Origin of the sequence: Haloarcula halobia, assembly GCF_029338255.1 — an archaeon.
Taxonomy (GTDB): Archaea; Halobacteriota; Halobacteria; order Halobacteriales; family Haloarculaceae; genus Haloarcula; species Haloarcula halobia.
The window spans coordinates 915,366-935,217 of sequence record NZ_CP119787.1 but is presented as its reverse complement, the minus strand read 5'-3'; the positions used below and the strand labels follow the sequence as shown (position 1 = coordinate 935,217).

Here is a 19,852-nt window from a genome sequence, read left to right as displayed (position 1 = left end):
CCGGTCTACTGCTCGGTGATGTACTCGGCGACGTCCAGCATCCGGTTCGAGAAGCCGTACTCGTTGTCGTACCAGGTGAGGATCTTCGTCATCCCGTTGACGACGTTCGTCGACTGGAGGTCGACTTGCGTCGAGTAGGGGTCGCCGACGATGTCTGAGGAGACGACGTGTTCGTCCGTGACGCCCATGACGCCCTCGAGGTAGCCCTCGGCGGCCTCCTCGAACGCGGCGTTGACGTCGGCCTCGGTCACCTCGTCCTGCAGGTCGACGACGAACTCCGTGATAGAGCCGTTCGGGACCGGGACGCGGATGGCCATCCCGTCGAGTCTACCCTCGAGTTCCGGCAGGACCTCGGTGGTCGCCTGTGCGGCACCGGTCGAGGTCGGGATGATGTTCTCGGCGGCCGCACGGCGGCGGCGGGGCTTGCCGTTCGGACCGTCGATGAGGTTCTGCGACCCGGTGTAGGCGTGGACGGTGGTCAGCTGGCCGGACTCGATGCCGAACTCGTCGTTGAGCACCTTCGCGACCGGCGTGATGGAGTTGGTCGTACAGGAGGCGTTCGAGACGACGTCCTCGCCGTCGTACTCGTCCTGGTTGACGCCGTAGACGATCTGCTTGACCGGCTTGTCGCCCTTGGGCGGGGCCGAGATGAGTACCTTGTCCGCGCCGGCCGCTAAGTGCTGGCTCGCGTCCTCGTAGGTGCGGAAGATGCCGGTCGCCTCGAGAGCGACGTCGACGTCGAGTTCGTCCCACGGGAGTTCCGTCGGGTCGGTCTCGTGGAAGACGCCCGCCTCGAAGTCGGTTCCCTCGACGGTGAGGACGCCGTCGTCGACGCTCGCACTCTCGAGTTTGCCCATGACGGTGTCGTACTTGGCGAAGTAGTCCATCTCCTCGTCGTCGATGACGTCGTTGACGCCGACGAGCTCGACGTCGTCGTTCTCCAGCGAGGCACGGAATACGTTACGGCCGATCCGGCCGAAGCCGTTGAGGCCGACGCGAACTGGGTCGCTCATACCGTCTGAAAAACGTCCGGTCTGGAGTAAAGTATTTTCGAAGTTGAACTCGGATGTGTGTAAATGATTGATTTCGCCCAGAACCTATCATCGATACACAACCACCGCGCGATCACAGGTGGTCCACCCGACAGAAGGCTTTTGAGACGGTCGCTCGTACGATACCCCACTGATGAGACGTGACGATAGAGACGACCCCTTCGACGAGTTCTTCCGGGAAATCGAACGGATGATGAACGAGATGATGGGGGCTGAAGGGGACGTCCACATCGACCGGAACGCCACGCCCGACGGGGGGAACTTACACGTCGACGTCCACGAGACAGACGGAGAGATTCGCGTCGTCGCCGACGTCCCGGGCGTCGACAAGGACGCCATCGACCTGAAGTGCGACGGGACCGCGCTCACCATCGACGCGACGAGCGACCAGCGCGAGTACCACGAACGGCTCTCGTTGCCCGCCCGCGTCGACGAACACTCCGCGTCGGCCACCTACAACAACGGCATCCTCGAGGTCACGTTCGACCGCGAAGAGGACTCGGCCGACATCGAGCTCTAGAGACTACTTTTCGCCTCGATCGAGGGCCCCCTGCGCGCGCGGTGACCGACGGGCATCGAGTGAGGGCACTGAACCCTTCGACAGCGGTGCTTCGGAGCGATAAGCGCCCGGCCCGTCGGGAACGCTGTCCTCGATTCCGCCGGGTCACTCGCCGGGACAGCCGAGTTCGTACTGGTTCGACCGCGCCTCGTCGGGCAACTCGACCGAGACCGGGTCGCCGTAGTCGCCGAAGGTCGTCGTCATGGTCGCCGTCGCCGAATTGTCCCCCTTCGAGACGGTAAAGCGGAGCTCGGTCCGGAGCAGCCGCCCGGTGTCGGCGTCGATCCAGGCTCGCAGTTCGGGGTCCTCGATGTTCGGCCCGCCGAACACCGGTCGTGACTGGTCGTCCCGGTACTCGGTGAGCGCGTCGACGGTCGGTTGGCCGGTGACGACCACGGTCCGCTCGCCGTCGACGGATTCGGTGCCGTTCCAGTAGAGCGATCCGGACTCCAGCAGCGAGAGCTGCCGGGCGGCGGTGGTCTGATTCAGCCAGCGGTCGTCCTCGGCCGGGTCCTCGACCGCCCAGCCGTCCCACGGCGGCGCACACTCCCGGTAGACGGTGCGGTTCAGCACGAACGCGCGGCGCGACTCGCCATCTCTGGTGGCCTGCTGGTACATCTCGCGGTCAGCGACGTCGACGGCGCCGGTCAAGTCGACGTCGACCCGCTCGGAGCGGCCGTCGGCGGAGGTGGTGACGGTCATGTGTGATTCGAAGCGGTACGACTCGGTGGACTCGAGCGCGTCCGTCGCGTCGTCGAGTGTCCCGACGGCACGCTCTTCACGCGTGTGGTCGGGGGCGAACAGCGAACAGCCGGCAGTCAGCACACAGACGGCCAGCAGGGCATGGAGGGCAGGGCGGTCCATAGACGGGCGGTTGTACCTCACGGATACTTATTTTTCCGACGGGACAGAGGAGACCAACGCCACCGACGGAGCCTGGCTGCGCCGCGTGTGGCGATGGAACGGCACCGGCGAGCCGTCGGGGCTGACAGCTCGGGGGCCCCTGCAGGCAGGTCTCAGGGTCCCGGCGGGGACCCGCCTGTGCGTTGCTCGGTGTAATCTACGCCGCGATCGGCACGGCGTCATCGCGACCACCTTCGAAGTTCGCGGTCACCTGTCCCGGGCAGTCGCCCGAATCAGCGCCGCCAGCTGGTCCCAGAACCCGTCTTCGTACTTCGTCGCGCTGTCGATGGTCGGGCGGGCGTTCGTCTCGTTGACGACGGCGCGGTCCTCGCTGACCAGCAGGTCGACGCCCAGATAGGGAATATCGAGGACCTGGGCTGCTCGCTCGGCCAGCGCCCGGAGCTCGTCCGGCAAGGCGACCCCCTCGGCGACGGCGCCCCGGTGGACGTTGTGCTTCCAGCGGCCCGCCTGGCCCGCGGCGGCGGGGAGTCGGCGCTCGACGGCCCCGACGTACTCGCCGTCGACGACCATCGCCCGGTAGTCCGTCGCGTCGGCGACGACCTCCTGGACGAGAAACGACTGGTCGCCGGTCGCGCGGTAGTCGTGGACCAGCGAGAGGTAGTCACAGATGCCCAGGAAGGAATCGAGGTCGTGGGCCTTCGCGACCCCGACGCCCCGGGTCGTGGAGTTCGGTTTGACGACGACGGGCGGGCCCAGGCGCTCGAAGGCCGCCACGAGGTCGGCCTCGTCGGCGGGGTTCGACACCATGACCGTCTCGGGGACCGGCACGTCGGCCCGCCCGAGGCGGGTGAGGACGTCGGCCTTGTTGCGCGAGCGCAGGATGGCCTCGCGGTCGTTGACCCACGGGACGTCGAGATAGGCGTCGACGACGGCGCCCTCCATGATGCGCGTCGGGTAGACAAAGCCCACGTCGAAGTCGTCGAAGGGGTCCTCGGTGAGGGGAATCGCCCGCTCCTTTGCCTGGACGTGGCCCACGTCGATGCCGCGGGCCGAGAGCGGATCGCCCATCCGCTCGTAGGTCTCGGCGTTCGTCGCGACGGCGAGGGTCAGCATCGCTCGTCGGTTAGGACGGTCGGTACAAAGACCTGTCTCAGGTGTCGGGATGAGAGAGCTCTGTTGAGCCTCTCTCTGACAATTCCCGCGTGATGAATATCGAGGGGGGAGTCTCACGGAACTGCGACTGGGGCCAAGTGCGGCACCACTATCCAGTCTGCCAGTCAATGAACGTCTCGAATCCGTAGGTAAACCCGAGAAAGACGACGGCGAACACGAACCAACGGAAGACGTCGAAGGTACCAGTGAACGCGAGAACGTTGAATACGTACGATAGCGACGCACCAACGGACGCAGCGGCGTAGAGGGTACGTCGGCTGTCCATGCACGCGCTTCTACCGAGCGTGAGTTAATTCTTTTCCAGTGGGTGATACGAAATCCGACCGACTCACGTCAAAGATTATATTCTTACTGCGCCGCCAAGTGGTGGTAATGACAAGTTCTGATGATCCCCACAATTTACAACGATTCGTCGATGCTCAGGACCCTGTAATAGAGCAGGTGAAACGGGAATTGCGATCAGGCCGCAAGCAAAGTCATTGGATGTGGTTCATCTTCCCGCAGGTCGAGGGACTCGGCAAGAGTCCGACGGCTCGGAAGTATGCAATATCGTCGCGACGAGAGGCGGAAGCGTATCTTGCGCATCCTGTATTAGGGCACCGGTTGCGAGGATGTACAGAAATAACGAACGGAATCGAAGGACGCACAGCGAACGAGATATTTGGCTCACCTGACGACCTGAAGTTCCGTTCGTCGATGACGTTGTTCGATGCTGTCGCAGATGATCCGACTCCGTTCCGGACGGCTCTGGAAAAGTACTATGATAATAAAACAGATGAGAAGACAATGGAGTTTCTCTCAGAGTAATACCAGTATCGGACCGTGCGCTACGGTGTAACCGATAGGAACGCCTCAGTTCCCGTTGATAATTCAGCGGTCCGAAACGGCGGCGACGCTGTTAGATTAGCCCTCTGTATCGACCGATTCTCAGTCCTGGCTGTGGGCGGAGGGCTGCTGACCGGCTTGCGTGCCGTATGCAGCACAGCCTCAACAATCTGCTAGGGCCTGTCAGTACCGCCGTACAAGATACAGAGGGTATAGTCAGCACGAGACCAAAGATTATTCGTGAGAGGTGTAAGGGACGAAATATCGGTCCGGGCGTAGACCGAGTCCCAGTTCTCACAAGTGGTTTAAGTCCTCCGGCGGCACGTGGAATGACTCATGCCCTCCCTGAATCGGCGTGCGTTTCTGACGGCGGTCGGAGTAAGCGCTATCGGCAGTTTTGCCGGTTGCGCCACGGTCACGAACGGTGATCCCCCAGCTGGAAGCCTCCAATTTACCAACCAGGATTCTCTCCCCCATGCAATACAACTGGCCGTGACGGACGTCGGGAGTGACCTAGATAATGAAACCGGAACAGTAGCGGGCGAGATAACGATCCCAGCACCGCAACGGAATCTGACCGCCACAGAGCAACTGCCACCCGAGGAGTCCACGACGTATACCGGTGTGTTCACGGAATCCGTTTGGTACGCAGTCGAATGTACCATCGACGGACAGCAGACATCAGACAGAGATGGTATGTCTCAAGCGATATTCCATCCAGCCCCTCCGGAAAGGGGATACGTGAACTATCTGCAAGCACTTGTCAGAGATTCAGGTCGAGTCGAGCTCGTAGTGGTCACCACAGAGAACACCGGCAGATACACGCCGGCCATCTCCGAGTGACCCCTGCAGGTTTTCTCCGTGATGAACCGGTCGGCAAGCGCAGTAATCGAGCTCCGGTTGGTGCTCCACTCGCGCTGTGTCTCTGGCACGGCGTCAGAAAAGCCCGTTGTGTACGACAACTATTCACAGCGAGCTACAATTGGCAGCCCAAGGTCGGTATGTTACTGAGAGACCCAACGGGTCTGTGCTCGAGGCACTCTCACGGGAAGTCAACAACGCGACATCGGTACGTCGCGCGTTATCACACCCTTCCTGAGAGCGCATCTCGTAAGCCACTCACTCCGATTCGTCGTCCTGAAGTTGCTCGACCTGGGCCTCCAACCGACTGACTTTCCGCTCGATGCGGTCCAGCCGTTCGCTTACACTCCCGCCTGAGCGAATCCGGAGGAGGAAGTAGCCGAGGCCACCCAAGAACCCAACGAGAATCAGTAGGTTGAGACCGAGGGCGAGCACGAGCACGAGCAGTTCGGGGCCACCTGGCAACTGGAGCGGGACCATCGCTCTCAGCAATGCAAAGAATCAGCATATAATCTGGGGATTCGTTCACCCGTCACGGACGTCGTGCTGACGATAGCGGGTATCAGCAGCAGGAACTAGTGAACCAGTGCCAATGGAGTGAATGTCGGTCTCACAGGTCGCAGATCACTCAGACGGGTCGGAATCAGGCCGGTGACCCATAGAGGCTACCGACGAGACGAAACTCCCGACGATTCCGAGCAGTCCGATTCCGAGCGAGACGAGGACGATCTCCCCCGAACTGCCGTATCCACGAGCTTCGATCCGGACAGCCAACAGCATCAGGACGATACTGAACAGGAGGACGTCTCTTGACAGGGACATACGCCTGTCAAAGAGCAGCGGGACAGTTTAGAGGTTATTGTTTCAGGCCTCGGACAGCCTCGTACTTCGCTTTTCGAGGTTGGAGTCTGTTACGTCACACGTCCGTCAGCGGACTCCCTCACCGGTGAGACGGCCGACATCCGTCGCTGCAGTGTCTGTGTAGACGGTACGGCGACAGGACGGAGTAGACACGATTGTTACATATCACCAGAATTAATATCTATTGGAGAGAACCCGGTACGGAATGGTCCCCAATCAAGCCCCTCCATTAGCATCGCATCGATGATCGGGTCAGTGCGAACGCGATCTCCGGCATCGATTTGGCCCGTGGTCCTCCTCACGTTACTCCTTGTCACAGTCGCCCCAATCGCTGTGGGGACGGTGTCGGCCGAATCCAACATCGCCATCACGAACGTGACACTCTCGGCCGAACAGCCGGCCCCCGGCCAGCTGGTAGAGATCAGGACGACTGTTCGAAGCTCGACGAACCGGTCGAAAGCGGTGAAGATAACGGACGTATACGTCCGACCGGCGGGTAGTGCCAACGACAGAGCGCGAGCGGAGAACATCGGAACCGTGAGTGGCGGTCGGAGTTTGACGGTCCCACTGACGCTCTCGTTCGACAATCCCGGCGTGAAGAATCTCCGCGTGTTCGCTACCGGACGGATGCCCGACGGCGACTACGTCCGGCGCGAGTACCCCCTGACCGTCGTCGTCGGCGGCGATGGTCCCGGACTGAACGTGCGGGCACAGAATCCGAAGGTCGGTGGCGAAACAGAGGTGTCGGTCAACGTGACCAACGGCGAGTCGAACGAGATCCGCGACGTCCGCCTCTTCGTAAACGGATCTAACGTAGCCGTCGAGAATCCCGAGCGTATCGCGGCGGTCCTCAAGTCCGGTTCGAAACGGTCGTTCACCTACACCGCGACCTTCCTCGAAGACGCTCCGAGCACGGTACGGGCAACGCTCCAGTACACCACAGACGGTGGGCAAACCAGGACTGTCACGAAGCAGATGAGCGTCGGGACCGACCGACTCGCCGCATCCGGTGACCGTCCCCAGATCGAGCTCTCGGTCCGTGACGCAGTTCCGGGTGCAACCAGGCCGGTAAACGTCACCGTTGCGAACGGTCTCGACGAGGAGGTCCGACAACTGCGGGTCACTGCGTCCTCACCGGCGGCGGCGTTCGACGTCACTCAGCGCGTCCGTGCCAACGTGTCGGCCGGCGAGACGGCCACGTTCACGTTCCCCGCGACCGCCGAAGAGGCTGGCACGCTCCCAGTAAACGTGACGCTCGAATACACCAAGGACGGAGTGCGGCGCCGGACGACCCAGACGGTCCAGGCTTCGTTCACCGCTCCACCGAACCCCGCCGAAGTGACCCTGACGGATCTGGATGCGGTCCAGAGAGGCGGACGGATCGAGATATCGGCAACTGCCGGTAACGTCGGGTCGACCGAAGCGGAGGCCGTCGTTGTTTCGGTCGGTGATGCACAGCGAGTTGGTGCCGCCGAGTACTTCATCGGCGAGATCGCGGCGAGCGACTTCGCCTCCTTCACCCTCCAAGCGAACGTCGAGGGGAACGTCTCCTCGGTCCCGGTCGAGGTACAGTACGTCGTCGACGGCGTCGAACGAAGTGCGGTTACCGAGGTCCCCGTCGAGCGCGAAGTCGTCACCCGAACGCCCAGTGGGGGCGGATTCCCGCTATTGCCCGTCGTCGGACTCGCCATCGTACTCGCCCTGGGTGCGGTCGGGTACCGCGTGTGGCGGTGATCGATCGTGCCCGTCGACGACCGACCAGGAGACGGCGATGGCACGGAAGACCTCACGGGGACGCCGCTCATCAGTGGCACGAACGTGGTCAAGGAGTACCAGACCGGTGGGCAGACGATCCGCGCGCTCAAGCGGATCAACTTCCGGATCGATACGGCCGACTCAGTCGCTATCGTCGGTCCCTCCGGCAGCGGCAAGTCGACGCTCCTGAACCTGCTGGGTCTCTTGGACGTCCCCACGTCGGGCGAGATCCGCCTCAGGAATCAGGACGTCGCAACGCTCTCGGACAGCGAACGCAACCGCGAGCGAAAACAGACGATCGGTTTCGTCTTCCAGAGCTATTACCTCATTCCCACGCTGACGGCGCTCGAGAACGTCGAGATGCCCCGAATGCTCGATCGGACCCCCCGGAAGACGCGCGACCGAGCGATCGAACTCCTGGAACGAGTCGGACTGAGCGACCGGCTAGATCACACACCAGACGAACTCTCGGGCGGACAGAAACAGCGGGTCGCGATCGCTCGCTCGCTGATCAACGACCCAGAACTCGTGCTAGCGGACGAACCGACGGGAAATCTCGACCGCGACACCGGTGATCAGATCCTCGATCTGTTCGAGGAGCTCCGCGCTGAAGAGGGGGTTGCCGTCGTGATGGTCACTCACGACGAGTACGTCGCGGAGGCCGCCGACCGAGTGGTCAATCTAGTCGACGGCAACCTCCGTGTGCCAGACACGGCCGCAAGCGCCGACGGAGGGGCTCGTGAGCAGGAATAGTGACGATCGAGACCGCTCGTCGATGAGCGGGCTCAGACGCATCGTTGCCCTCGCACCGACTGTCTTGCTGGCGCGTCGGAACGTCTCCCGGGCGACCGCACGGTCGACTCTGGCTGTCGTCGCTGTCGTCATCGGAGTCGTGGCCGTCGGGGCTATCGGCATCGGGGGAGAAGCCTTCAAACAGAACCAGGTCGCGGCGTACGAGGGGTTCGGGGGGACGGCGACTGTCCATCCCGTCGTGTATCCAGAGGCCGAGGACCCCAACCGTAACTTCTCCGAGGCGGAAGTCGCCCGGATGCGCCGGGCGGCAGCGGGTGCGACGGTCATCCCCGTCGTCCAGCCGTTCGGCTCGCTCGTCCGCACTCCAGCCGGGGAGACCGTCGTCACCGCGCAGGTCAAAGGGATAGCGGACCCCGGTACGTTCTACGGGACTGCCAACGGGTCGGTCCCGGAAAACTGGCGGCGCAGCGTCATCGTCGGTTCGCGGATTGCCGCCGACAACGACATCGAGCCCGGGGATCAGATGACGGTCATCGTGGAGGACGAACTCGAAGGGACATTCCCGGTTGCGGCGGTCCTTCGACCACAGGGGTTTGCTGACCCGCTTTCGGCCGATCGGTCGGTCTTCGTTCCCGTCTCGAGGTTCGAAGACGCGACGTACGACGAAGTGATCGTGAGAGTCGACCCGTCAGCGGGCTCGGTCGCCGGGGCAGCTACCGATATCGAGACGGAATTCAATTCACGCAGGCGGACGGTCTCCGTCCAACAGGTCCAGCAACAGCGCGAGCAGTTCGAGCAGTCGTTCGAGACGGTCAACCAGTTCCTCATCGGCGTGGGCGCTATTTCGCTGCTCGTCGCGGGTGTCACGATCGCCAATACACTGCTGATGTCCGTCATCGAACGTGAGGGGGAGATCGGTGTCCTGCGTGCGGTGGGGTACACCAGAGGCGCCGTGGTTCGCATGCTCGTCGCCGAAGCGACGATACTCGGCGTCATCGGGGGCGTGATTGGCGTGCCGATCGCTCTCGGTATCGGCGCGGTGATCAACGTGTTCCTCGTCGGCGATCCACTCGCGTTCACCCGGGCCGGGTTGCAGTACGTCGGTGTCGGTTTCCTCGTTGGGATTGCGACCGCGCTCGTCGCCGGCGTCTATCCAGCGTGGAAGGCCGCGAACAAACGACCTGCGGAGGCGTTCGACTGATGGACAGAGCCGTTCCAGCGGTCTGGACCGCGATGTCACTGGACGAGGTGGATGGCAAGCGAGGTGAGCGCGGATGAGCAGACTCTACCGGTTAACTGGCCGATTCCCCGTGGTAGTCATCGCGTGGCGGAACGTTTCGCGTGCGAAGGCCCGATCGGCACTCGCGGCCGCAGCAATCGTCATCGGCGTAGTCGCGATCGGGGCGATCGGGGCAGGCGGGGCGGCGTTCAAGCAGAGCCAGTTCCAGTCCATCCAAGAGCAGGGTGCGACGGACGTCTTCGTCGCCCCGGGAATCGACAAAGAGCCTACCCACTTCGATCGTGAGGATGTGCAAGCGATCGAGGAAACGGTCGGTCCGGCAGGCGTCGTTGCCACCAGAGGGGGTGAGGCAGAGTGGGTGAGACGGGGCGACAGCCGCGAGTCCGTTTCGATCACGTACATGAACGATCCGCGGTCGCTGTACACCATCGACGACGGGGAGATACCCGAGAACTGGCGGCGGAGCATCGTAGTCTCGAACGAATTCGCCCGGGAACACGGACTCGGCCCCGAAAGCCGACTCACGCTCGCGCTCGACGAGGGCACGGGAGCGACCTACCGGGTCGTCGCCGTGCTCGCAGCGACGCAGGGTTTCGGTTCGAGTGATGTGTACCTCCCGATCGAGCAAGCGCCCGCCCGTGAGTACGACCAGGTCCGCGTCCGAACGCGGTCCGTCGACAGGGCGGAGTCCACTGCGGATGCCCTTCGGGAACGATTCAACGAGCGGAAGGATCGACTGCTGGTCTTCGAACTCACGTCCCTGGTCCGACTGCTCAAGACGATCGTCAACGGGATCAACGTGTTTCTGACGGGACTGGGGTCCATCTCGCTTTTGGTCGCTGGCGTCTCGATCACGAATACGATGCTGATGGCGGTCATCAAGCGCCGCGAAGAGATCGGCGTGCTACGGGCGACGGGGTACGGGAAAGCCGACATCGTGCGGATTCTCCTCGTCGAGGCTGTTATGCTGGGAGCGATCGGCGTGGTCGTCGGGTTGACGATCGCCTTCGCCGTCGCGTCGATTGCCAATGCGATATTTCTTGGCGACCCCCTCGCGTTCACGTCCGATTCGCTCCTGTATCTGATCGGCGCTGCAGCCTTCGGCATACTGACGAGCCTCATAGCCGGGGCGTATCCGGCCTGGCGTGCAGCGAATGAACGTCCCGTCGACGCGCTGCGTGGCTGAGGCTGTTCGTGATCGACGACGCTCGGTCGGGTGTGTCACCGGTGGGACCTCACACGGGAGCCCCGCCACCTCCGCAGGTCGTCAAACACTTGTCTGTATCGGGCAAGGCGTGGGTATGGACGCGACATACCTACACTACGCGCTTCTCGCGATGGGGGCGTACGCGCTCGTTTCCCCACTCATGCGCGTAGCGACGACCGGTCCCGACGCAATTCCGAGCAATGTGGCCGTCGTCATCTCTAACACCCTGCTCATCGTGATGGCACTCGGCGTGTTGTGGTACACGGACCAGGGCATCGTCACGTATTTGTCTTCACGGAAACTGGCGTACGTGCTCGCGGCGGGCGTCTTTTTGGGGATCGGAATCATTTCGTTGTACCAGTCGCTGTCCCTCGGCCCCGTAAGCGTGGTCACGCCCATCTTCGCGATGTTTCTCGTCTTCTCCTCGGCGATCGGGGTTCTCGTTTTGGGCGAGGAGTTTACCACGCGCAAAGTGCTCGGCGTATTCTTCGCCATGCTGGCCGTATACTTCATTTCGGGCGCGTGACGAAAGCGACGAGAGCACCACGATTAGCCCCCCGAAACACAGGGAGAGCTCCATGGAAGATTCGCGCCCCGTAAGCAGCACGGATCACCACTCGAGCGGGGCAACATGACCGAGTAGCGGAAATGCCCCAACGAGCATACGGCGAGCGAGGCAATCCGTTTCACCGGTCGCGAACAGCGAGTTCACGGAGTATCCCCGCAAGCGAACGGCGCAAAGCGCCGTGAGCGAGTGGCAGGTTTCCCACGTTCTTGTAGGGGGCCGGTTGCGGGCCGACGACCCGCAACCGAATGACGTGGCCACAGAGCCGACACGCTGTGTCCGCAGCGCCGCTACGCGGCGCGAGGACATCCGACGACGTAAGAATTGGCTGTCGAAGCGTGGTTACGCGATAAGCAGCTCTTCGCCGCGTTCGACCTTGATGCGACACGAGGGGGTGATCTTGTTGTACGCGCGGCGGAACGCCTCCTTGACGTGGCCGGCGTCCTCGACGCTGCAGTAGGCGGTGAACAGCTGCTCGCCGGCCTGGATGCGGGCGGCGGTGCCGACGATCTTGCCGAACGCCTGGCGCATCCCGTCTGAGACACGGTCGGCCCCGGCACCGGTCGCCTGCTTGTTCTCGCGCAGGACCTGGTGGGGGAACTTCCGCAGGGTCATCTTGTAGTCGCCGTCCTCCCCGAGCTGTTTGATGAGGTGGCGGTTGGCCGAGAGGCGCGAGGCCTCGAGCGACCCGTGGCGCAGCTGGCAGGACTCCTCGACGATGAGGCTGATCTGGACGGGGTAGTCGTCGGCGTCCTTTTGCTTCTGTCCCATCTTGTGCTGTGCGATCTTCGAGCCCGGGATTCCCGTGATGTACTCGCGGCGCGTGTACGAGGGTTTGTCGATATCCCGATACATCGAGGCGGGTTTGTCAGACATGGGTACTCTTGAGTCATACCTGGCCAAGCGTCCCAATAAGCGCTTCGAAGGGCGCTGGAGAGTCGCTGTATGGCCGTGTCTCACACACAGGGTGGAGGCGGCGACGGTTTCGTCCCCCTGGGGTGGTGACACCGAGGTTACTTTCCTGGGGTGTTTATCCCCGTCAAGCCCGTTCGTCCGGTATCATGAACATGCTCGTCGACGGCGAGTGGCGCACCGACGCCTACGAGAGCACGAACGAGGACGGCGAGTTCGATCGGCAAGACACGACCTTCCGGAACTGGGTCCGCGACGACCCCGACGCCCGGTTCCAGCCGGAGCCGGGGCGCTATCACCTGTACGTCTCGCTGGCCTGTCCGTGGGCTCACCGGACGCTGCTGGTCCGGAAACTGAAGGGGCTTGAGGACGCCATCAGCGTCGACATCGTCGACCCCTACCGGGCCGAGGACGGCTGGCAGTTCACCCCCGAGAAAGCGGGCTGTACCGAGGACTCGCTGCACGGCTCTGACTACCTCCGGGAACTGTACGTGAAAGCCGACCCCGACGCCACGTGTCGCGTGACCGTCCCGGTCCTCTGGGACACGAAAGAGGAGACCATCGTCAACAACGAGTCGAAAGAGATCCTCCGGATGCTCGACACCGAGTTCGACGCGGTCGCCGACAACGACGTCGACCTGTATCCGGCGGGGTACCGGGACGAGGTCGACGACGTCATCGAGCGCATCTACGAACCGATCAACAACGGCGTCTATCGCTGTGGGTTCGCCAACTCGCAGGCCGCCTACGACAGCGCCGTCGAGGAGCTGTTCGACGCGCTGGACCACTGGGACTCGGTGCTCGAGGACCAGCGGTACCTCGCCGGCGACCGTCTGACCGAGGCGGACATCTGTATGTTCACCACGCTCGTGCGCTTCGACGAGGTGTACCACACGCACTTCATGTGCAACCACAAACTCATCCGGGAGTACGACAACCTCTGGCCGTACCTTCGCGACCTCTATCAGACGGGCGTCGCCGAACGGAGTGAGGGGACGACGGGCGAGCGAACGGGGAGTGCGAGGTCGCAAAGCGACCTCGATACGTCTGAGCGGGGAGAGACGACCCGCGAAGACGAAGCGAGCCGCGAGCCCGGCGTGGCGGAGACGGTGAACATGACCCACATCAAGGAACACTACTACACGACCCACCCGGACGTCAGCCCCAAGCGCATCGTCCCGAAGGGGCCCGAGCCCGACTTCGAGGCCGCCCACGACCGGGACGACCTGCCGGGGGAACCGCCCGCCGACCTCGTCGTGACAGTCTGACTGGCGTTCTCTGAGCCTGAGAGGGGTGCGGGGAGTATATCCGACAGTGCCACGGACACCCGTCAATGAACGGGCCGTGGGAGTCCAACCGTGGTGTGAGTCCGGTCGTCGGCGTCGTCCTGATGGTCGCCATCGTCGTCGTCCTCGGAGCGGTCATCGGGGCGTACGTCGTCTCCTTCGGCGAGCAGGAACCCACGCAGGCCCCACAGGTCGCCATCGTCGCCGAGTACAGCGAGCGAACCGACGGCAACGGCGAGTACCTGAACCTGAGTTTCGAGAGCGGCGACACGCTCGAGCGGGCCGACCTCACTCTCGTCGTCAGCGACGCGAGGAGTTCGGACGGCGGCGCCGCGACGCTGACGGGGGACCCGCTCGGGGCACAGGCGCCGACGCGCATCACGGCCGGGACCGAGCTATCCATCCACGCCGACCACTTCAGCGGCGTCGGCGCCGGGGCGCACCTGGACCTGAGCGAGGCGACGCTCCGACTCGTCTGGGAGGCGAACACCGACGAGGAGACCGAGACCTACGTCATCTACCGGTGGCCGGCCCCGAGTCAGCGATAGGACGGCCCGCGGGCCGCGCTCAGGGACGCCAGCCACGCAGGAACGCCGCAGCGACGCCGCCGGCCGAGAGCGCCAGCGGGATACTCAGCGTCCGGACGACGAGGACGGGCGTGGCCGTCACGGCGGCCGGGACACCGGTGACGACGGCCAGTGCGCCGGCGAGCAACACGTCGTAGGCGCCGATGCTGGCCGGAATCGGGACGGCACTGGCCACCTGTGGCAGCGGGACGAGCGCGACGATGGGCAACAGCGGCACCGCCGTCCCGGTGCCGGCGAAGGCGACCCACAGCGCCGCCGCGGTGAGTGCCTGTTCCGTGACGCCGCCGAGTGCGACGAGCGCGAGCAGGCCGGGCCGGTCCCGGAACCTGACGATGCGGGCCCAGAACCGGTCGACCGCGGCGACGACGGTCGCCCGGTCGTGAGGGACCTCCCGGTACAGCGAGGAGACCAGCCCGACCGCCGGCGTCAGGACCGGGACTAGCGCCGCAGAGAGCACCCGCCGGGACCGGACCGTCACCGCGCCGACGAGCAGCAGGCCGAGGAGCGCGCCGCCGAGCGTCGTGAGCAGGACCGTCGCCGACGGCGTCCCCAGCAGGAGGACGGCGGCCAGGACTGTCGAGACGGCCAGTTGCGCGCCCGATTTCACGTACTTCGCGACGCCGCGGACGCCCAGCGCCTCGCCGTAGCTCGTCTCCGTCGTGACGCCGATGAACCGCGCCATGATCGGTTCGGAGCTCACCGGCCCGGCGGGGCTGAGCGTATCGAAGAAGTCGCCCGCGAGCGCGAACTGGACGCTCTGGGCCGGCGAGAGGCCGTCACCGAGCGGCCGAACCGACGCCCAGACACCGATACCGTCGGCGAACGCCTCGGCGACGACGAGGAGGACGACGGCAGCGAGGGCGGGGCCGGCGATGGTCGACGCTCGCCCGAGGACCTGGTCGGCGCCGACGGCCCGGAGGTAGACGCCCAGGGAGCCGACGCCGACGGCGGTCCCCAGGAGGAACCGGGCGAGGTCGCGTCTCGAGGGAGTCACTGGCGGAACGTACGGAGACGCCAGTTTCATGGTTCCTATGTTGGCTATATATCGCTATGTAGTCCCCGGCCCACGTCGCGGGCGTTGCCGGGACGAATCTCTGTTGCGGGACGCCCCACGCCGGGACCGGTCTCACTGACTCGTCACCGGCGTCACGCCCGTCGTCATCCAGCACCCCTCGTACGGGGCCGCCGTCTGGTTCTGGACGCGCCAGGTGTAACTCGTCGTCGTGCCGTCCGGGCCCAGCACGCTGACCCGCTGCGTGGCGAGGTCGCCGTCGCGGTCGAGCGGGCCGTATGCGACGGCGCGGGCGGTAAACAGGGGCCGGTACCCGACGGCGAACGCGTCGGCGAACCCGTCGGGGGTGGCAAAGGACTGCCGGTAGGTGGGAGCGAGGAACCGCCAGGTTGTGTTGAGGCCCTCGTCGGTGGTCGGGTCGTTGTTGCCCAGCGCGGCCACCTGGATGTGGATGACCTGGCCCGGCGGGCGCTCACAGGTCGGATGCAGGGAGAAGTATCGGGGCTGTGAGACGGCCGTCCCGTTCGTGTCGGCGGCGATGCCGGCCCAGTAGTCGCGCGGCGGCACCGCGCCGGCGAGCGCGCGCCCGTTGGGTGGCGACGTCGACAGGGTCGGCGTGGCCGTCGCGGCGGATGCGGTCGGCGTAGTCCGTCCCGCGTCCTCGGGCACCGGCGCGGGCGTCACCGGCTGTGCCGTGGACGTGGTGCCGTCGCCGCCGAAGAGCCCGGCACAGCCGGACAGCGCCACGAGGGCCGCCAGCGCCACCGTGGCGACTCGCGGACGCGAGAGAGCCATACAGAGCCAACGGTGGCGAGCCTCTTCGCTGTTCCGTCGGTCAGCCCAGCCGGTCCTCGACACGGGCCCTGTCGGCCGGTTCGTTCACGTTGTGACACCAGCCGTCGAGTTCGACGGCCTCGACGTGGTGGCCGGCGGTACACAGCAGGTCGATGGCGTCGGGGAGCTCGTACTCGCCGCGGGCCGAGGGCGTGACGAGCTGGCACGCGGGCTCGATGGCCGGCCCGAAGACGTAGAAGCCGCGACTGACGAGCGTCGAGGGCGGGTCGTCGGGTTTCTCGACGACGCCGGTCACGCGGCCGTCGGGTCCCGTCTCGACGACGCCCGTCTCGCTGGCTTCCTCGCGGGAGACGTCCTCGACGAGTAGCGTCGCGGCGGCGTCCGTCTCGCGGTGGCGGTCGAGGACGGCCCCGAGGTTCGCCCGGCAGACGTTGTCGCCGTTCATCACGACGAACGTGCCCTCGACGGCCGGGAGCGCCTGCCGGAGCGCGTGGGCGAGGCCGAGGCGCTCGTCCTGGCGGACGTACGCGAGCGGCGTCGCCTCGTAGGCGTCGCCGTAGCGGTCGACGATGTCGTCGCCCCGGTAGCCGACGACGACCACGAGTCGGTCGACGCCGACCGACCGCAGGGCGTCGAAGCAGTGCGAGAGCAAGGGTCGTCCGGCGACGGTGACCAGTCCCTTCGGTCGCTCGGCGGTGAGCGGGCGCAGCCGCGTGCCCTCGCCCGCCGCGAGTACCACGCCGTCCATACAGGTGGCCAGAGGGGCACGGCGGAAGGGTCTGCCGGCCAACGCAATTTTCCGTCACAAATCCCGAGGAACGAACATGGAGCGGTCGTCCGTCGAGTGTGAGACCTGTGACCGGGCGGTCCAGGCGGAGGCGGCCATCCGCTCGAGCACGTACGGGGGCTCAGCGAGGAGCGCTGGGAGACGCCGTGTTGTCCGCACTGTGGCGCACGGCCGAAGACCGTCTCCGTCGGGTGCGCCCGGGGAAAGACCCAGGTGCCCGGCGCGTGTGACGGAACCGCATGGAGAGCGAAGCGTGGCAGTCGGTGGACGTCATCCGCAACAACGAGGGGGTCCCACACGTCCTCCAGCAGAAGGTCGCCGTCTACACGAGCGGCCACACCGAGGAGTCTGCGGGGTACACGAAGCCGACCATCGAGCACCGACTGGTGCCACTGACGGAGCTCACGAAGTTCGGCACGGACTGAGCGGCACACGACCACCGACGGGTCAGGCTTTTGTCGGCCGATGACCGATACCAATCGATGGCCGCGAAACGGTACGTCGGCGTCGTCTGGAACGAGGGGGCGTGGCTCGCCGTGGGCTTTACCAGGTCGGGCTTCGATCACGCCGAGGTCTTCGACGGCATCGGGGAGTGCTGGGCCCGCTACGAGGAGACGGCCCGGCGCATCCTGGTCTCGTTGCCCGTCGGCCTCGTCGAGTCGGGCGACCCGACCCGGGAGTGTGACGCGCTGGCGCGGTCGGTACTCGGACCGCGCGACGTCGCCGTGTTGACGCCGCCGGTCCGCGAGGCCACGCGCAAGCGCCGCTACTCGACGGGGAACCGCGTCCACGAGCGAAAGAGCGGCGACTCGCTCTCGGAGGCCGCCTTCGCACTCAGCGACGGCATCGCTATGCTGGACGAACTGCTCCAGGAGATTCCGGAGGCCGCGGCAGTGGTCAGGTCGACCCATCCCGAACTGTGTTTCCGGGCCTTCACCGACGACCCACTCGAGTACGCCCGGGGGACGGCCGCGGGCTACGCCGAGCGGATGCGGACGCTGGCGCGCTACGACCGCGACGCCGCACCCACCGTCCAGAAGGCCGCCGAGTCCACCGACGGGGCAGCCGTGACCGTCGCGGACGTCCTCGACGCGGTGGTGCTCGCCTACACCGCCCAGCCGGGGTCGGGAACGCTCAGGACCCTGCCGGCCGATCCGCCGACCGACCGGCGCGGCCTCCCGATGGAGCTGGTCTATCGTGCGGACGCGCCGCTGGTCGACGCCTGAGCCGCGACGGCGACGACTGCTGGTGCTCGGGAGTGGGTGAGTATTGCTGGCTGCAGAAACCGCCTTACAGCCGCGTGAGGTTGGTCGCGCGCGGACCCTTGTCCGCCTGCTCGATGTCGAACTCGACGTCCTGCCCTTCCTCGAGGTCGGGGCCGCCGACGTCCTCCATGTGGAAGAAGACGTCGTCGTCTTCGTCCTCGGTCTCGATGAAACCGTAACCGCCAGTGTCGTTGAAGAAGTCTACTTTGCCTGTTGCCATCGTTAGAGCCGGGTGACGTTGGTCGCGCGCGGACCCTTGTCCGCCTGTTCGATGTCGAACTCGACTTCCTGCCCTTCCTCGAGGTCGGGGCCGCCGACGTCCTCCATGTGGAAGAAGACGTCTTCGTCGGAGTCCTCGGTCTCGATGAAACCGTAACCGCCAGTGTCGTTGAAGAAGTCTACTTTGCCTGTTGCCATCGTTAGAGCCGGGTGACGTTGGTCGCGCGCGGGCCTTTGTCGGCCTGCTCGATGTCGAATTCGAGTTCCTGTCCCTCTTCGAGGTCAGGGCCGCCAACGTCCTCCATGTGGAAGAAAACGTCCTCGTCCGCGTCCTCAGTCTCGATGAAACCGTAACCGCCCGTGTCGTTGAAGAAATCAACCGTTCCTTTCGCCATTGCAACTCAACAGACGCCAGTACCACGGATAACGGTGTCGGTACGCGTATCGCCGCTCGGATCGACGGAACCGACGGACAGCGGCCGAATCTTGACAGAGAACGACACACATGCAGTTCACAGCCCGACCGTTCTTGTAGGTCCGCGACGAGGCGTCGGGTATGCTCCACCGTGCTCGCGAGAACGGCCCCGTGGTCCTGGTGCCCCTGGCGTGGACCTTCGCCACGGCGGCCCACCTCGACGTCGTGACCCTGCGGACCGTCCTCATCGCTCACCTCGTGATGGACGCCATCCTCGTCGCCTTCACCGCCCTCTCCTGGGGAGAGATGTCCGAGGGGGTGTTGCGTGCGTGGAAGCTCGTCTTGCTCGCGGGCCTCGGCGCGACGCTCGTCGGGACCGCGGGCCTGCTGGCTACCCCACCGGTCGACCCGCTCCTGTCGCTGACCGTCGTCGCCTGGATGCTGATCCCCGCCGCTGGACTGGCCTACACCGGCCAGCACGTCGCGGCGGCGCCATGGGTGTACAGCGTGGGCGCGATACTGAGCGTCGCGGGGGCCGTCGTCTACGCCGGGACGTTGCTCCTCGGTCTCTCCGGGGTGGGATTGCTCGCCGGACTAACCGCCACGAACGTCGGCCAGACGGCCGGCATCGCCAACGCAGTCTACCAGTACTGACCCCGGGCGCTGACCAACGCGCGGTCCGAGCGACTCCGACCATATGGCCCGGCCACACCACGGGTTCCCTGCGTCGGCCGTGTCACCCTCGCTCGTAGCGTCGCCACCGCCCGAACACCCGGCGAGCAACAGCGCCGCACCGAGCCCACTCATCCGGACGACGTCTCTCCGCGTCTATCCGGGTGTCATCCCGGTGTCTACGCCC

26 protein-coding genes are annotated in these 19,852 nt (G+C 65.0%); 13 read left to right on the top strand and 13 right to left on the bottom strand.

Annotation, left to right across the window (positions count from 1 at the left end; genetic code table 11):
• Nucleotides 1–5 precede the first annotated feature (5 nt).
• Nucleotides 6–1,013 (bottom strand): type I glyceraldehyde-3-phosphate dehydrogenase, encoded by a 1,008-nt coding sequence (gene gap, locus P1K88_RS04960; RefSeq protein WP_276413015.1) that lies wholly within the window; start codon nucleotides 1,011–1,013, stop codon nucleotides 6–8.
• A 172-nt stretch (nucleotides 1,014–1,185) separates the two neighbouring features.
• On the opposite strand from gap, the gene P1K88_RS04955 reads away from it, so the two are divergent.
• Nucleotides 1,186–1,572, top strand: coding sequence for an Hsp20/alpha crystallin family protein (locus tag P1K88_RS04955; RefSeq protein ID WP_276413013.1), 387 nt, complete (start codon nucleotides 1,186–1,188; stop codon nucleotides 1,570–1,572).
• A gap of 144 nt (nucleotides 1,573–1,716) precedes the next feature.
• Here the strand turns inward: P1K88_RS04955 and P1K88_RS04950 are convergent, their stop codons facing one another.
• The 3 genes from P1K88_RS04950 to P1K88_RS04940 all read right to left on the bottom strand — a co-directional run bounded on the left by P1K88_RS04950 (nucleotide 1,717) and on the right by P1K88_RS04940 (nucleotide 3,913).
• The gene (locus P1K88_RS04950) at nucleotides 1,717–2,475 is read right to left on the bottom strand and encodes a hypothetical protein (RefSeq protein ID WP_276413012.1); all 759 of its coding nucleotides are present in this window, start codon (nucleotides 2,473–2,475) and stop codon (nucleotides 1,717–1,719) included.
• Nucleotides 2,476–2,721: 246 nt separating this feature from the next.
• A complete protein-coding gene (locus tag P1K88_RS04945; protein ID WP_276413011.1) occupies nucleotides 2,722–3,588 on the bottom strand; it encodes an ATP-grasp domain-containing protein in 867 nt (288 codons plus the stop codon).
• Nucleotides 3,589–3,736: 148 nt separating this feature from the next.
• Nucleotides 3,737–3,913, bottom strand: coding sequence for a hypothetical protein (locus tag P1K88_RS04940; protein WP_276413009.1), 177 nt, complete (start codon nucleotides 3,911–3,913; stop codon nucleotides 3,737–3,739).
• A 107-nt stretch (nucleotides 3,914–4,020) separates the two neighbouring features.
• On the opposite strand from P1K88_RS04940, the gene P1K88_RS04935 reads away from it, so the two are divergent.
• Together P1K88_RS04935 and P1K88_RS04930 are read left to right on the top strand one after the other, a co-directional pair.
• On the top strand, nucleotides 4,021–4,455 hold the full coding sequence (locus tag P1K88_RS04935) for a DUF1810 domain-containing protein (protein ID WP_276413007.1): 435 nt from the start codon (nucleotides 4,021–4,023) through the stop codon (nucleotides 4,453–4,455).
• Between the two features lie 510 nt (nucleotides 4,456–4,965).
• Nucleotides 4,966–5,316 carry a hypothetical protein gene (locus tag P1K88_RS04930; protein WP_276413006.1) on the top strand — a complete coding sequence of 117 codons (351 nt, stop codon included), beginning with the start codon at nucleotides 4,966–4,968 and terminating at the stop codon, nucleotides 5,314–5,316.
• 276 nt (nucleotides 5,317–5,592) lie between these two features.
• On the opposite strand, the gene P1K88_RS04925 is transcribed toward P1K88_RS04930, so the two are convergent.
• Together P1K88_RS04925 and P1K88_RS04920 are read right to left on the bottom strand one after the other, a co-directional pair.
• Nucleotides 5,593–5,814 (bottom strand): hypothetical protein, encoded by a 222-nt coding sequence (locus tag P1K88_RS04925; RefSeq protein WP_276413004.1) that lies wholly within the window; start codon nucleotides 5,812–5,814, stop codon nucleotides 5,593–5,595.
• Between the two features lie 144 nt (nucleotides 5,815–5,958).
• Nucleotides 5,959–6,156: a hypothetical protein gene (locus P1K88_RS04920; RefSeq protein WP_276413003.1), complete on the bottom strand. Its 198-nt coding sequence runs from the start codon at nucleotides 6,154–6,156 to the stop codon at nucleotides 5,959–5,961.
• A gap of 594 nt (nucleotides 6,157–6,750) precedes the next feature.
• On the opposite strand from P1K88_RS04920, the gene P1K88_RS04915 reads away from it, so the two are divergent.
• From P1K88_RS04915 to P1K88_RS04895, 5 genes are all read left to right on the top strand, one after another.
• Entirely contained in the window at nucleotides 6,751–7,929 is a 1,179-nt protein-coding gene (locus tag P1K88_RS04915) for a COG1361 family protein (protein ID WP_276413001.1), read from the top strand.
• Between the two features lie 6 nt (nucleotides 7,930–7,935).
• Nucleotides 7,936–8,703 (top strand): ABC transporter ATP-binding protein, encoded by a 768-nt coding sequence (locus P1K88_RS04910; RefSeq protein WP_379786730.1) that lies wholly within the window; start codon nucleotides 7,936–7,938, stop codon nucleotides 8,701–8,703.
• Nucleotides 8,704–8,725: 22 nt separating this feature from the next.
• Nucleotides 8,726–9,904 (top strand): ABC transporter permease, encoded by a 1,179-nt coding sequence (locus P1K88_RS04905; RefSeq protein WP_276412999.1) that lies wholly within the window; start codon nucleotides 8,726–8,728, stop codon nucleotides 9,902–9,904.
• A gap of 73 nt (nucleotides 9,905–9,977) precedes the next feature.
• The gene (locus P1K88_RS04900) at nucleotides 9,978–11,129 is read left to right on the top strand and encodes an ABC transporter permease (protein ID WP_276412998.1); all 1,152 of its coding nucleotides are present in this window, start codon (nucleotides 9,978–9,980) and stop codon (nucleotides 11,127–11,129) included.
• Between the two features lie 115 nt (nucleotides 11,130–11,244).
• A complete protein-coding gene (locus P1K88_RS04895; RefSeq protein WP_276412996.1) occupies nucleotides 11,245–11,676 on the top strand; it encodes an EamA family transporter in 432 nt (143 codons plus the stop codon).
• Nucleotides 11,677–12,057: 381 nt separating this feature from the next.
• On the opposite strand, the gene P1K88_RS04890 is transcribed toward P1K88_RS04895, so the two are convergent.
• Nucleotides 12,058–12,591, bottom strand: a complete 534-nt coding sequence (locus tag P1K88_RS04890; protein ID WP_276412994.1) for a 50S ribosomal protein L16 — start codon at nucleotides 12,589–12,591, stop codon at nucleotides 12,058–12,060.
• Nucleotides 12,592–12,776: 185 nt separating this feature from the next.
• Here P1K88_RS04890 and P1K88_RS04885 point away from each other — a divergent pair, with 185 nt between their 5' ends.
• The gene (locus tag P1K88_RS04885; protein WP_276412993.1) at nucleotides 12,777–13,895 is read left to right on the top strand and encodes a glutathione S-transferase family protein; all 1,119 of its coding nucleotides are present in this window, start codon (nucleotides 12,777–12,779) and stop codon (nucleotides 13,893–13,895) included.
• A gap of 95 nt (nucleotides 13,896–13,990) precedes the next feature.
• The gene (locus P1K88_RS04880) at nucleotides 13,991–14,461 is read left to right on the top strand and encodes a type IV pilin N-terminal domain-containing protein (RefSeq protein ID WP_276412992.1); all 471 of its coding nucleotides are present in this window, start codon (nucleotides 13,991–13,993) and stop codon (nucleotides 14,459–14,461) included.
• Nucleotides 14,462–14,480: 19 nt separating this feature from the next.
• On the opposite strand, the gene P1K88_RS04875 is transcribed toward P1K88_RS04880, so the two are convergent.
• The 3 genes from P1K88_RS04875 to P1K88_RS04865 form a co-directional block, all read right to left on the bottom strand.
• Nucleotides 14,481–15,494, bottom strand: a complete 1,014-nt coding sequence (locus P1K88_RS04875; RefSeq protein ID WP_276412990.1) for a lysylphosphatidylglycerol synthase domain-containing protein — start codon at nucleotides 15,492–15,494, stop codon at nucleotides 14,481–14,483.
• A 132-nt stretch (nucleotides 15,495–15,626) separates the two neighbouring features.
• Nucleotides 15,627–16,307, bottom strand: a complete 681-nt coding sequence (locus P1K88_RS04870; RefSeq protein WP_276412988.1) for a DUF4864 domain-containing protein — start codon at nucleotides 16,305–16,307, stop codon at nucleotides 15,627–15,629.
• Nucleotides 16,308–16,347: 40 nt separating this feature from the next.
• On the bottom strand, nucleotides 16,348–17,055 hold the full coding sequence (locus P1K88_RS04865) for a nucleotidyltransferase family protein (protein ID WP_276412987.1): 708 nt from the start codon (nucleotides 17,053–17,055) through the stop codon (nucleotides 16,348–16,350).
• Nucleotides 17,056–17,333: 278 nt separating this feature from the next.
• Between P1K88_RS04865 and P1K88_RS04860 the strand changes: the two genes are divergently transcribed.
• Together P1K88_RS04860 and P1K88_RS04855 are read left to right on the top strand one after the other, a co-directional pair.
• Nucleotides 17,334–17,519 (top strand): hypothetical protein, encoded by a 186-nt coding sequence (locus P1K88_RS04860; protein WP_276412985.1) that lies wholly within the window; start codon nucleotides 17,334–17,336, stop codon nucleotides 17,517–17,519.
• A 57-nt stretch (nucleotides 17,520–17,576) separates the two neighbouring features.
• Nucleotides 17,577–18,320, top strand: coding sequence for a DUF429 domain-containing protein (locus P1K88_RS04855; protein ID WP_276412984.1), 744 nt, complete (start codon nucleotides 17,577–17,579; stop codon nucleotides 18,318–18,320).
• Nucleotides 18,321–18,384: 64 nt separating this feature from the next.
• On the opposite strand, the gene P1K88_RS04850 is transcribed toward P1K88_RS04855, so the two are convergent.
• Genes P1K88_RS04850 through P1K88_RS04840 form a run of 3 tightly spaced genes read right to left on the bottom strand, consistent with a single transcriptional unit; the run spans nucleotide 18,385 to nucleotide 18,973 of the window.
• A complete protein-coding gene (locus P1K88_RS04850; protein ID WP_276412983.1) occupies nucleotides 18,385–18,579 on the bottom strand; it encodes a cold-shock protein in 195 nt (64 codons plus the stop codon).
• 2 nt (nucleotides 18,580–18,581) lie between these two features.
• Entirely contained in the window at nucleotides 18,582–18,776 is a 195-nt protein-coding gene (locus P1K88_RS04845) for a cold-shock protein (RefSeq protein WP_276235313.1), read from the bottom strand.
• Nucleotides 18,777–18,778: 2 nt separating this feature from the next.
• Nucleotides 18,779–18,973, bottom strand: coding sequence for a cold-shock protein (locus tag P1K88_RS04840; RefSeq protein WP_276276288.1), 195 nt, complete (start codon nucleotides 18,971–18,973; stop codon nucleotides 18,779–18,781).
• Nucleotides 18,974–19,134: 161 nt separating this feature from the next.
• On the opposite strand from P1K88_RS04840, the gene P1K88_RS04835 reads away from it, so the two are divergent.
• On the top strand, nucleotides 19,135–19,647 hold the full coding sequence (locus P1K88_RS04835) for a hypothetical protein (RefSeq protein WP_276412981.1): 513 nt from the start codon (nucleotides 19,135–19,137) through the stop codon (nucleotides 19,645–19,647).
• Nucleotides 19,648–19,852 lie beyond the last annotated feature (205 nt).